10 protein-coding genes, 1 tRNA gene and 2 pseudogenes are annotated in these 11,924 nt (G+C 71.8%); 6 read left to right on the top strand and 7 right to left on the bottom strand.

Annotation, left to right across the window (positions count from 1 at the left end):
• Positions 1–121 precede the first annotated feature (121 nt).
• The gene (locus tag KUM39_RS14075; protein WP_217785941.1) at positions 122–1,057 is read left to right on the top strand and encodes a class I SAM-dependent methyltransferase; all 936 of its coding nucleotides are present in this window, start codon (positions 122–124) and stop codon (positions 1,055–1,057) included.
• Between the two features lie 105 nt (positions 1,058–1,162).
• Here the strand turns inward: KUM39_RS14075 and KUM39_RS14070 are convergent, their stop codons facing one another.
• The 4 genes from KUM39_RS14070 to KUM39_RS14055 all read right to left on the bottom strand — a co-directional run bounded on the left by KUM39_RS14070 (position 1,163) and on the right by KUM39_RS14055 (position 6,097).
• Complete coding sequence (locus tag KUM39_RS14070) at positions 1,163–1,861, bottom strand: glycoside hydrolase family 75 protein (protein WP_217785940.1); 699 nt, start codon at positions 1,859–1,861, stop codon at positions 1,163–1,165.
• A 258-nt stretch (positions 1,862–2,119) separates the two neighbouring features.
• Positions 2,120–2,956 carry an aldo/keto reductase gene (locus KUM39_RS14065; protein ID WP_308288126.1) on the bottom strand — a complete coding sequence of 279 codons (837 nt, stop codon included), beginning with the start codon at positions 2,954–2,956 and terminating at the stop codon, positions 2,120–2,122.
• A 90-nt stretch (positions 2,957–3,046) separates the two neighbouring features.
• Positions 3,047–4,873 carry an AMP-dependent synthetase/ligase gene (locus tag KUM39_RS14060; RefSeq protein WP_217785939.1) on the bottom strand — a complete coding sequence of 609 codons (1,827 nt, stop codon included), beginning with the start codon at positions 4,871–4,873 and terminating at the stop codon, positions 3,047–3,049.
• A gap of 348 nt (positions 4,874–5,221) precedes the next feature.
• A complete protein-coding gene (locus tag KUM39_RS14055) occupies positions 5,222–6,097 on the bottom strand; it encodes a LysR substrate-binding domain-containing protein (RefSeq protein WP_217785938.1) in 876 nt (291 codons plus the stop codon).
• 186 nt (positions 6,098–6,283) lie between these two features.
• Between KUM39_RS14055 and KUM39_RS14050 the strand changes: the two genes are divergently transcribed.
• Both KUM39_RS14050 and KUM39_RS14045 read left to right on the top strand, forming a co-directional pair.
• Positions 6,284–7,321, top strand: a complete 1,038-nt coding sequence (locus tag KUM39_RS14050; RefSeq protein ID WP_217786013.1) for a bile acid:sodium symporter family protein — start codon at positions 6,284–6,286, stop codon at positions 7,319–7,321.
• 45 nt (positions 7,322–7,366) lie between these two features.
• Positions 7,367–7,894: an isochorismatase family protein gene (locus KUM39_RS14045; RefSeq protein ID WP_217785937.1), complete on the top strand. Its 528-nt coding sequence runs from the start codon at positions 7,367–7,369 to the stop codon at positions 7,892–7,894.
• Positions 7,895–7,984: 90 nt separating this feature from the next.
• On the opposite strand, the gene fdhD is transcribed toward KUM39_RS14045, so the two are convergent.
• Entirely contained in the window at positions 7,985–8,833 is an 849-nt protein-coding gene (gene fdhD / locus KUM39_RS14040) for a formate dehydrogenase accessory sulfurtransferase FdhD (protein ID WP_217785936.1), read from the bottom strand.
• A 7-nt stretch (positions 8,834–8,840) separates the two neighbouring features.
• Positions 8,841–9,077 (bottom strand): annotated as a pseudogene (locus KUM39_RS28175) (2Fe-2S iron-sulfur cluster-binding protein); the annotation flags it as partial.
• 243 nt (positions 9,078–9,320) lie between these two features.
• Between KUM39_RS28175 and KUM39_RS14030 the strand changes: the two are divergent.
• From KUM39_RS14030 to KUM39_RS14025, 3 genes are all read left to right on the top strand, one after another.
• Positions 9,321–10,652 (top strand): OFA family MFS transporter, encoded by a 1,332-nt coding sequence (locus tag KUM39_RS14030; protein WP_217785934.1) that lies wholly within the window; start codon positions 9,321–9,323, stop codon positions 10,650–10,652.
• Entirely contained in the window at positions 10,627–10,755 is a 129-nt protein-coding gene (locus tag KUM39_RS28570) for an MFS transporter small subunit (protein WP_281425702.1), read from the top strand. Before KUM39_RS14030 ends, KUM39_RS28570 begins: the two co-directional genes overlap by 26 nt.
• Positions 10,756–11,212: 457 nt before the next feature.
• Positions 11,213–11,300 (top strand) — tRNA-Leu (locus KUM39_RS14025).
• A 367-nt stretch (positions 11,301–11,667) separates the two neighbouring features.
• On the opposite strand, the pseudogene KUM39_RS14020 reads toward KUM39_RS14025, so the two are convergent.
• Positions 11,668–11,924 (bottom strand): annotated as a pseudogene (locus tag KUM39_RS14020) (RNA polymerase subunit sigma-24); the annotation flags it as partial.

Genomic DNA, 11,924 nt, shown 5'->3' with positions numbered 1-11,924 from the left:
GCCCGCCCGTGCCGGTTGCACGTGCTGTTTCCGCCGGGCCGTTTGCCGTACCGGCAACAGGACTGGCTCTCGCGCGGTGTGCCGTCGCACGCTGGCGGCACACCGACGAGAGGCTGACCTCATGGCGCACGACGAGCACCACCCCGACCACCCGGACCACGCCGGTCACCGCCCGCGCCCGCACGGGACGCACGCGCACGGCGAGGGGCACGCGCACGACATCGACTGGTCCGAGATGGCCCCGATGCTGGAGTCCCAGGCCGAACTGTTCGCGCCCCTCTACGAGCGGGTCACGGCCTGGCTGGCGCAGGAGGTGACCGAGCCCGGTCTGATCGTGGACGCGGGAAGCGGTCCCGGTGTGGTGGCGTGCGTGTTCGCGGAGGCGTTCCCCGGCGCGAGGGTCGTCGCCGTGGACGGCACCGGTCCGCTGCTGGAGCGGGCGGCGGAGCGGGCGGCCCGGCAGGGGCTCGCCGACCGCTTCGACACGCTCACCGGTGATCTCCCCGACGTGCTGAAGTCCCTGGCGTACCCGGCGGACCTGCTGTGGGCGAGCCGGAGTGTGCACCACCTCGGGGACCAGCAGGCCGCGCTCACCGCGTTCGCGGAACGGCTCGCGCCCGGCGGCACCCTCGCGGTTCTGGAGGGCGGACTCCCCGCCCGCTTCCTGCCCCGTGACCTCGGCTTCGGACGCCCCGGTCTCCAGGCCCGGCTGGACGCGCTGGAGCAGGAGTGGTTCGAGCGGATGCGGGCCGGGCTGCCCGGCTCGGTCCCGGTGACCGAGGACTGGCCCGCGCTGCTCACCGCCGCCGGACTGCGGCACACCCGCAGCCGCACCTTCCTGCTGGACCTGCCCGCCCCGGTGAGCGACCACGCCCGCGCCCACATCGCCACCACCCTGACCCGGCTGCGCGACACCGCCGCCGAGGACCTGGACGCCGACGACCTGGCCACCCTGGACCGGCTCCTCGACCCCGCCGACCCGGCGGGCGTCCACCGCCGCCCCGACGTCTTCGTCCTCGCCGCCCACACGGTCCACACCGGCGTACGGCCCGTCTGACCGGCGCCGGGGCCACCTGGTCGGGCGGACACGACAGCGGCCCCGCTGCCGCGTGTCGGCGGGGCAGCGGGGCCGGTGCGGTCGGGTGACGACCGGGGAGGGGGGTCAGTTGGCGGCGAGGAACTGCCGGGCGAGCTGGTCGCCCTGCGAGACGGCCGCGCCGTGGTTCTCGATGGGGGAGACCGAGGAGTTCTTGAACAGGATGTACGTCACGCCCGACTCGGCCCCGCCGGTCGCCGGGTCGGGGTCGATGCCGAGGGCCCGCGCGGTGGCGTAGGACGCCTCGCCGATGATGCCGGTGGGGCCGGTGTCACCGACGACGGCGTACTCCACCTGGTTGTTGTAGATCACCGCGACGACCCCGCCGCCCCGGATGCCGGCCCCCGCGTAGTTCCAGATCGAACTGGAGCTGGGGACCACCACGTACGGCAGCGACTCGGCGCTCAGCGGGCGCCCGTCGGACTGGTGGAACGCCGTGTCGTCCTGGTACCAGGGGTCGCGGCTCTCGTTGCAGTTGGCGGTGCGCTGCCCGTCGCAGTCGATGTCCATGTCGGCCTTCCAGAAGACCGCGCCGTTCTTCCCGCAGACCGGGACGGACGGCGCCGTCTCCTCGTCGGTGCGGTACAGGCCGTTGGAGATCTGCTGGCAGGAGGTCACCTTGGCCAGCAGGGCGGCGGCGCTGACCGAGCCCTCCTGGGCGGAGGCGGGCGTGCGGTGGGGGGAGGTGGCGTGGGCGGGCAGCACTCCGGCCGCGAGCAGAGCGGCCCCGGAGGCGGCGGCGAGGGTCAGTGTCCGTAAGCGCACTGTGGGGGGACCCTTCTATTAGGAAAGTTTCCTTACCGGGTGCCGTACAAGGTGGCCCCTGCCGCATGTCCCCGTCAACCCCCGCGCGCCAATCCGCCCGGCGCCCCGGAACAGCCGAACGGCCGCCCGCCCCGCCGGTACGGCGGAACGGACGGCCGGGAAACCGCACCCGGACGCGCGTCCGGGAACGGATTCAGCACGTGGCCTCGGCGCGTGGCGTCAGGACACGGCTTCGGGGCACGGCTTCGGAGCGCTGCTTCAGGACATGTCGAAGGCGGCCGGGTCCGGGCCGATCCGGCGGTCCTCGTTGAGGGCGCTGATCGCGGCCAGGTCCTCGTCGTCGAGGCTGAAGTCGAACACCTCGATGTTCTCCTTGATCCGCGACGGCGTCACGGACTTCGGGATCACCACGTTGCCGAGCTGGAGGTGCCAGCGCAGCACCACCTGGGCCGGGGTGCGGCCGTGCTTCTGCGCGATGGCGACGATCGCGGGTACGTCCAGCAGGCCCTTGCCCTGGCCCAGCGGCGACCACGCCTCGGTGGCGATGCCCTGCTCCGCGTGGAACTCGCGGGACACGTGCTGCTGGAGGTGCGGGTGCAGCTCGATCTGGTTGACCGCCGGGATGACCGAGGTCTCCCCGATGAGCCGCCGCAGGTGCTCGGGCAGGAAGTTGGAGACACCGATGGCCTTGACCCGGCCGTCGGAGTACAGCTTCTCGAACGCCTTGTACGTGTCCACGTACAGGTCCTTCGAGGGGAGCGGCCAGTGGATCAGGTAGAGATCCACGTAGTCCAGGCCCAGCTTGGCCAGCGAGGTGTCGAACGCGCGGAGCGTCGAGTCGTACCCCTGGTCGCTGTTCCAGAGCTTGGTGGTGACGAAGACGTCCTCACGGGGCAGTCCGGAGGCGGCGATGGCCTTGCCGGTGCCCTCCTCGTTGCCGTAGATGGCGGCGGTGTCGATGCTGCGGTAGCCGGCCTCCAGCGCGGTGGCGACGGCGCGCTCGGCCTCGTCGTCCGGCACCTGCCACACGCCGTAACCCAGTTGGGGCATCTCGACGCCGTTGTTCAGGATGATCGGGGGGACCTTGCTGCTCACGAGCTCGTTGATCCTTCGTTCGTGGACGAGTGGGTACTGCACATGGTCAACGATCGGATGCCCCGCCGCATTCCCCGGCACGCTTCCCGGTCAGCCCCGGTACAGCGCGTCCACCTCCACGTCGTACGCCTTCTCGATCGCCCGGCGCTTCAGCTTCAGCGACGGGGTGAGCAGGCCGTGCTCCTCGGTGAACGGCCGGGCCAGCACCCGGAAGGTACGGATCGACTCCGCCTGGGAGACCAGCGTGTTGGCGGCCACCACCGCGCGCCGCACCTCCGTCTCCAGATCGGTGTCCCGCACCAGCTGTTCGGCGGTCAGCCGGGGCTTGCCGCGCATCTGGAGCCAGTGGTCCACGGCCTCTTGGTCCAGGGTGACCAGCGCGGCCACGTAGGGCCGGTCGTTGCCGACCACGATGCACTGGTTGACCAGCGGATGGTCCCGCACCCGCTCCTCCAGCACCCCCGGCGAGACGCTCTTGCCGCCGGAGGTCACCAGGATCTCCTTCTTGCGGCCGGTGATGGTCAGATAGCCGTCCTCGTCCAGCGCGCCCAGGTCGCCGGTGGCCAGCCAGCCGTCGTGCAGGGCGCCGTCGGTGGCCTTCTGGTTGTTCAGATAGCCCTGGAAGACGTTCGGGCCGCGCAGCCAGATCTCGCCGTCGTCCGCTATGTGCACGGTCATACCGGGCACCGCCTGCCCGACCGTGCCGTACCGGGTGCGGGTCGGCGGGTTGGCGGTCGCCGCCGCCGTGGACTCGGTCAGCCCGTACCCCTCGTAGATCTGCACGCCCGCGCCCGCGAAGAACAGGCCGAGCCGCCGGTCCATGCCCGAGCCGCCCGACATGGCGTTGCGGATACGGCCGCCCATCGCCGCGCGGATCTTGCCGTAGACCACGGCGTCGAAGAACTGGTGCTGCATGCGCAGCGCCGCGGACGGGCCCGGGCCGGTGCCCCACGCCTTCGCCTCCACGGCCTCCGCGTACCGCACGGCCACGTCCACGGCCTTCTCGAACGGCCCCGACCTGCCCTCCTTCTCCGCCCTGCGCCGGGCCGCGTTGAACACCTTCTCGAAGATGTACGGCACGGCCAGGATGAAGGTCGGCCGGAACGCGGCCAGGTCCGGCAGCAGGGCCGCCGCGTGCATCTGCGGCTGGTGGCCGAACCGCACCCGGCCCCGGATCGCCGCCACCTGCACCATCCGCCCGAAGACGTGCGCCAGCGGTAGGAACAGCAGGGTGGACGCCTCGTCGCCCCGGCGGGAGTGGAACACCGGCTCCCACCGCTCGATCACGGTGTCCGCCTCGAACATGAAGTTGCCGTGCGAGATCACACAGCCCTTGGGGCGCCCGGTGGTGCCCGAGGTGTAGATCACCGTGGCGACCGACTCCGGGGTCACCGCCCGGCGGTGCCGGTGCACCACCTCGTCGTCCAGGTGCGCGCCCGCCTCGTACAGCTCCTGCACACAGCCCTCGTCCAGCTGCCACAGCTCCCGCAGCCGGGGGAGACGGCCGATGACCGTGGCGATGGTCATCGCGTGGTCCTCGTGCTCCACGACCGCCGCCGTCACCTCGGCGTCGTACAGCATCCAGAAGCACTGCTCGGCCGAGGAGGTCGGATAGACCGGCACGACCTGGGCGCCGATGGTCCACAGCGCGAAGTCGAACAGAGTCCACTCGTAGCGGGTGCGGGACATCACCGCGATCCGGTCGCCGAACTGGACGCCGCGTGCCAGCAGCCCCTTGGCCAGCGCCAGGACCTCGTCACGGAACTCGGCGGACGTCACGTCCCGCCACTCGCCCGAGTCGTCCTTGCGGCCCAGCGCGACGTGGTGCGGGTCCGTCCGCGCATACTCGAACACGACGTCGGCCAGGCCGCCCGCGGGCGGCGCCGATGCCGACGGAGGGGTGGTGTATTCGCGCAAACCCTCGCTCCTCGGTCACGCCGTGATGCTCGACACAGCGCGGTGAAAGCTACCTCACACCCGTGGCGGGCGCGGGAGGCGTGGAAGCCTGGCAAATCGCACGCTTCCGTACCGGTGGGCGCCGGAAAATGCGTGCACATGGGGAAGGGTCGGACACGGGGGTGCGTGGGTGGTGTGACGGCAGGCGTCGATCTCCACTGAATCTGTACGGCCCGCTTACCGGCCCTGCCCGCGGCTCCGCGGGTTCGGCGGGTTCGGCGGCTTCGGTCGGTCGCCGGGTGCGGGTGCGGGTGCGGGTGCGCTGCGGCCGGTCACGCGCATCTTCCCCGGGGGGAGTGTTCCGTCGCGTCAGTGGGGTGTGCGGCGATCTCTGTGCAGGCGGTCCGCGCCGGAGAGGATGGCCGCCGCCAGGGCGTCGGCCGCTCCGTCCGCCGCGCCGGGGCGTCCGCGTACGACGACGAAGTCCACCTTGCCGACCTCCGGCAGCCCCGCCCGCTCCGGGACCCGGACCAGGCCCGGTGGGATCAGGCGGCGGGCGTGGGCCATCACCCCGAGTCCGGCACGGGCGGCGGCGACGAGGCCGTTGAGGCTGCCGCTGGTGCAGACCACGCGCCACTCGCGGCCCTGTCCCTCCAGCGCCTCCAGGGCGCGGGCGCGGGTGAGGCCCGGTGCCGGATACACGATCAGGGGGACCGGGCGGGCCGGGTCGAGCCGCAGGTGCGCGGAGCCGATCCACACCAGGTCGTCCCGCCAGACCAACTCGCCGGACCGGTCCTCGGGGCGCCGCTTGGCCAGGACGAGATCCAGCTTCCCGGCGGCCAGCCGCTCGTGCAGGGTGCCGGACAGCTCCACCGTCAGCTCCAGATCGACTCCGGGGTGGTCGTGCCGGAAGCGCTCCAGGATCTCCGGCAGCCGGGTCAGCACGAAGTCCTCCGACGCCCCGAACCGCAGCCGCCCGCGCACCCGGGTGCCGGTGAAGAACGCCGCCGCCTGCTCGTGCACGTCCAGCAGGCGCCGTGCGAAACCGAGCATGGCCTCGCCGTCCTCGGTCAGCTCCACCGAGTGCGTGTCACGCGTGAACAGCGGTCGTCCGGTCGCCCCCTCCAGCCGCCGCACATGCTGGCTGACCGTGGACTGGCGCAGCCCCAGCCGGTCGGCGGCCTGGGTGAAGCTCAGCGTCTGCGCCACCGCCAGGAACGTGCGCAGATGGGTGGGGTCGTACACCCGTCCAGCCTAACCGGTCATCATGAACCGTGATGACAGTCAGAAGGGTGTACGGGATTCCCGATCAAGGTCGGCGGGAGGATCATGGAGCGGGGCCCTACGGGCTCCGGCCGGTGCCGCGCGCGCCGCCCGTACCGAACGCACCGTGACTGGAGCCCTGTGAAACGCCTGCGCTGGCCGAGCTGGATGCCGATCGACCCCTACATCGTGCTGCTGCTCGCCACGGTCGGCCTCGCCGCGCTGCTCCCGGCCCGCGGTGCGGGCGCCTCCGTCGCCTCCGGTGCGTCCACGGCCGCCATCGCCTTCCTCTTCTTCCTCTACGGCGCCCGGCTCTCCACCCGCGAGGCGATGGACGGGCTGCGCCACTGGCGGCTCCACATCACCGTGCTGGCCAGCACCTTCGTCCTCTTCCCGGTGCTCGGACTGGCCGCGCGCGGACTGGTCCCGGTCCTGCTGGACCAGCCGCTCTACCAGGGCCTGCTGTTCCTGACCCTGGTGCCGTCCACCATCCAGTCCTCCATCGCGTTCACCTCGATCGCGCGCGGCAACGTGCCCGCCGCGATCTGCGCCGGGTCGTTCTCCTCGATCATCGGCATCGTGCTGACCCCGCTGCTCGCCGCCGCGCTGCTCGGCAACGACGGGGGCGGCTTCTCCGGCGACTCCTTCGTGAAGATCGTGCTCCAGCTGCTGGCGCCGTTCCTCGCCGGGCAACTGCTGCGCCGCTGGGTCGGCGGCTTCCTCACCCGGCACAAGAAGGTGCTCGGCCTGGTGGACCGAGGCTCGATCCTGCTCGTCGTCTACACCGCGTTCAGCGAGGGCATGGCGCAGGGCATCTGGGGCCAGATCAGCCTGCCCCGCCTCGGCGGACTGCTGGTCGTGGAGGCGGTGCTGCTGGCCGTGATGCTCGCCGTCACCTGGTACGGCGGACGGGCGGCCGGGTTCGACCGGGGCGACCGCATCGCCATCCAGTTCGCCGGGTCCAAGAAGTCCCTCGCCTCCGGGCTGCCGATGGCGAGCGTCCTGTTCGGCGCGCACGCCTCGCTGGCCGTGCTGCCGCTGATGCTGTTCCACCAGATGCAGCTCATGGTCTGCGCGGTGCTCGCCAAGCGCCGCTCCCGCGACCCCGAGGCGGTGGCGCTCGCGGCGGCGGAGGCCGAGGCTTCCGGCACGGCCCCGGTGCCACCCGCGACCCCGTCGAACGTGAGCAGTTCACAGGCCTGTTGATCCGGATTTCCGGCACGGACGGCTGGCGAAGGCTAACGTTCCGTCATGACCGCAGCTCCCGTGCTCGATCCGCAGCGCACCGCCCTCGTCCTCGTCGATCTGATGGACCGCGTCGTCGCGCTGCCCCTCGAACCCCGCAAGGGCACCGATGTGCTGGCCGCCGCCGAGGACCTGGCCACCGCCTTCCGCGCCGCGGGCGCCCTCGTCGTCCTGATCCGCGTCGAACGGCGCGGCGCGCCCGAGCAGCCGCCCGGCAGCGGGCTGGTGGCCGGGCTGCTCCGGGACGGGGACGCCGAGATCGTCAAGCAGACCATCGGCGGCTTCCAGGGCACCGGCCTGGACGAGCTGCTGCGGGCCCGCTCCATCCGCACCCTGGTGTTCGGCGGTATCGCCACCAACCTGGGCGTGGAGTCCACCGCCCGCGCCGCCGACGACCTCGGCTACGACCTCGTCTTCGTCGAGGACGCGATGGCGGCCCTCACCCACGCTGAGCACGACGCGTCCGTCCGCCTCGACTTCCCGCGCCTCGGCACGGTCGTCAGCGCCGCCGACGTACGGTTCGCCGCGCGCTGACCCGTCGTACCGAGCCGACCGCCCCGCGCCGCCGAGCGGTCGTACCGGCCGCCGTCGCGGCTGGTGGCGGCGGCCCGGACGGCGGGGGCGTCAGCCCTGAGCGGGGGCCGGCCGCAGGGCCATGCGGTCCTCGCCCGCGTACACGTTCATCGAGCTGCCGCGCAGGAAACCCACCAGCGTCAGCCCGGTCTCGGCCGCCAGGTCCACCGCGAGCGATGACGGCGCCGACACCGCCGCCAGCACCGGGATCCCGGCCATCACGGCCTTCTGCGCCAGCTCGAACGACGCCCGGCCCGACACCAGCAGGATCACCCGCGACAACGGCAGCCGGTCGTCCTGGAGCGCGCGGCCGACCAGCTTGTCCACCGCGTTGTGCCGCCCCACGTCCTCCCGGATGTCCAGCAGCTCGCCGTCCTCGGTGAACAGCGCCGCCGCGTGCAGGCCGCCGGTCCGGTCGAACACCCGCTGCGCCTCCCGCAGCCGGTCCGGCAGCTCGGCCAGCAGCTCGGGGGAGACCCGGACCGGGGGGTTGTCCGCGATCGGCCAGCGGGCCGTGGTGCGCACCGCGTCCAGGCTGGCCTTGCCGCACAGCCCGCACGACGACGAGGTGTACACGTTCCGCTCCAGCGTGAAGTCGGGCAGCTCCACACCGGGGCCGGTCTTCACGTCCACGATGTTGTACGTGTTCGAGCCGTCCACCGTCGCACCCGCGCAGTACACGATGTTCTGCAGATCGGACGCCTTCGCCAGCACGCCCTCGCTCACCAGGAACCCCGCCGCCAGCGCGAAGTCGTCGCCCGGCGTGCGCATGGTGATCGCCAGGGGTTTCCCGTTGAGCCGGATCTCCAGTGGCTCCTCGGCCACCAGGGTGTCCGGGCGGGTGCTGAGCGCGCCCTCCCGAATCCGGAGGACCTTCCGACGTTCCGTGACGCGTCCCATGATCTGATCAGCCCCGGTTCTGTACGTGCTGGTGGCCGAAACGGCCCTTGATGCGGAGATTGCCGTGAGTCACCCGGCCGTCGTGCGGCGAGGTGACCTTCACGTTCTCATTGTCCTGCACGGGGAGCGAGAGCGAGCGGCCCACACCGCAGTATGCGCACACCGGGGTCGTCTCCGTCCGCCGGGACTCCGCCCGGGTCCCGGCCGCACGCGTGGCGAACACGCTCCTGAAGGACAGAGCACCGGCCGCTCGCGGCGAGGCGGGGGACGCGCTTGGCGTAGTCGCGGAGGTGCAGCTCGCTGTCCGCCTCCGCCTCCAACCGGGGGTACCACGCGACGCCGATCGCCTCCACCGGCGCGTACCGAGGGGAGCGGGAGTCGGCGGGGTCCGGGCTCCGACCGTTGGCCGCTTTCGGCCTACCGTTCGTCGCATACGGTCTGCCGCGCACCTTCTCTTTCGCCGGGCCGCGTCCTACCCTCCCGCCCCATGAGCAGTCCCCCTGTCGCACCCCCCGGCTGGAGCCGCTGGCTCGTGCCGCCGGCCGCGCTCTCCGTCCATCTGTCCATCGGTCAGGCCTACGCCTGGAGCGTGTTCAAGCCGCCGCTGGAGTCCGCGCTCCATCTCGACGGCACGCAGAGCGCGTTGCCCTTCCAGCTCGCCATCGTGATGCTCGGCCTGTCCGCCGCGTTCGGCGGCACCTTCGTGGAACGCAACGGGCCGCGCTGGGCGATGACCGTCGCCCTGATCTGCTTCTCGTCCGGCTTCCTGATCTCCGCGCTCGGCGCCCAGACCCAGCAGTTCTGGCTGATCGTCCTCGGCTACGGCTTCGTCGGCGGCATCGGCCTCGGCATCGGCTACATCTCCCCGGTGTCCACCCTCATCAAGTGGTTCCCGGACCGTCCCGGCATGGCCACCGGCATCGCCATCATGGGCTTCGGTGGCGGCGCGCTGATCGCCTCGCCCTGGTCGGCGCAGATGCTCGACTCCTTCGGCACCGGGCACAGCGGGATCGCGCTCGCCTTCCTCGTGCACGGCCTCGCCTACGCGGTGTTCATGTCGCTCGGTGTGTTCCTGGTCCGGGTGCCGCGCACCGCGAAGCCGGTCGCGGACGCGCCGAGCGCCTTCGAGGGGGTGCAGGTCTCGGCGCGCAGCGCGGTACGCACCCCGCAGTTCTGGTGCCTGTGGATCGTGCTCTGCATGAACGTCACCGCGGGCATCGGCATCCTGGAGAAGGCCGCCCCGATGATCACGGACTTCTTCGCGGACACCTCGACGCCCGTCTCGGTCTCGGCCGCCGCCGGGTTCGTCGCGCTGCTCTCCGCCGCCAACATGGCGGGCCGGATCGGCTGGTCGTCCGCCTCCGACCTCATCGGCCGCAAGAACATCTACCGCGTCTACCTCGGCGTCGGCGCCCTGATGTACCTGCTGATCGCCCTGTTCGGAGACACCGCCAAGCCCCTGTTCGTGCTCTGCGCGCTGGTCATCCTCTCCTTCTACGGCGGCGGTTTCGCCACCATCCCCGCCTATCTGAAGGACCTGTTCGGCACCTACCAGGTCGGCGCCATCCACGGTCGGCTGCTGACCGCCTGGTCCACCGCCGGGGTGCTCGGCCCGCTCATCGTCAACTGGATAGCCGACCGGCAGGAGTCGGCGGGCAAACACGGCTCGTCGCTGTACACCCTGTCCTTCTCCATCATGATCGGCCTGCTCGTCGTCGGCTTCATAGCCAACGAGTTCGTCCGCCCCGTCAACGCCCGCCATCACCACGTCCCTGCCCCGAGGGAGGCCGCCGATGCCCAGCGACAGCAGCCCGCCTGACCGCCGAGGTCTGATCGTCCTCTCCTGGGTGTGGGTGGGAGCCCCCCTGGTCTACGGCGTGTACCAACTCGTCCAGAAGGCAACCCAGTTGTTCACGGGCTGACACCCGTCGGCACGGGCGCCCGGAGCACCGGTCATGGACCGTGGTTCCGAGCGCCCGTGCGTGTCCGCCCCCGACCCGCACCCGGCCGCCCACGAGGGGCACACGGTCCCTCTGTCCAGCGGGCGGCACACCCTGGATCAGGAGGGCCTGAGCACCTTGGGGATCCGGGACCACTTGAACGAGGAACACCTTCGTCGCCGCCGTCCCCAAACGCCTCGACCGCCTACATGCCCGCGGTACGCCGGGTCTGCGTCGCCATCACCGCCCCCTGGCGAACACCTCCCCGAGGCTCCGACAAGCCCGTGGTGAGCGCCCCGTAGCCCTCCGTGGTCGGGGCTCGCCGCCCACCCCTCCCGGCGGGCCCCCACCCCCTGTACGCAGGTGAAACGCACTCCGAAACCTTGGTATGGTTGTCCACGTCGCCGCAGGGACAACACCCCGCGAGCCGACACCACCGGTCCGGGTGGCGGAATGGCAGACGCGCTAGCTTGAGGTGCTAGTGCCCTTTATCGGGCGTGGGGGTTCAAGTCCCCCCTCGGACACCAGCGGGAACCCCAGTCGATCTGGGGTTCTTCTGTTTTCCGGCCCCCTCGTCCATGAACACCCGGTCGGCCGGGGCAGCGTGATCACAACCCGCCCCTGCGGCTCCTCGCGTTGGCCTCGGCGACCTTGCCGCTCAGCCCCGCTGTCGTCCCGCCCGGCAGCGCCTTGTCATCGGGACACCTCGGGCTGCCGCACTCGCACGGCGGCCAGCGCAAGGCCGCCTCGGGTGCGATGTCCGCCCCTTCGGGACCGGGGCTCCGCCGCACCGTGAGCACGCCGTCCACTCCGACATCCGGGAAGTGCGGCGGTTCTCCGCGTTGTGGACGCGTGGTCCTGTTCTGGCGTGGAGCGGGTGGTGGACGGTCGTTGTCAGTCCCGTTCGCGGGCGTTCAGTCGTGCCGCCTGGCGGGTCAGGTGGTTGCGTTCCGGGATGTTGGTCGCCTGGTGGGCTGCTTCGGCGTAGAGCCTGGCCGCCAGGTCGAGGTCGCCCGCGCGTTCGTGGAGGTAGGCGGAGGCGGCGGTGTGGCGGGGGGGGGGGGGGGCGGGGGGGGAGAGGGCTTTCAGGCCGGCTTGGGGGCCGTCGGCTTCGCCCACGGCCACCGCGCGGTTCAGGAGGACCACCGGGG

Origin of the sequence: Streptomyces corallincola (assembly GCF_019104725.1) — a bacterium.
Lineage (GTDB): Bacteria > Actinomycetota > Actinomycetes > Streptomycetales > Streptomycetaceae > Streptomyces > Streptomyces corallincola.
Note: the sequence above shows the minus strand (reverse complement) of the source record. Positions and strands in the feature narration are given on the sequence as shown.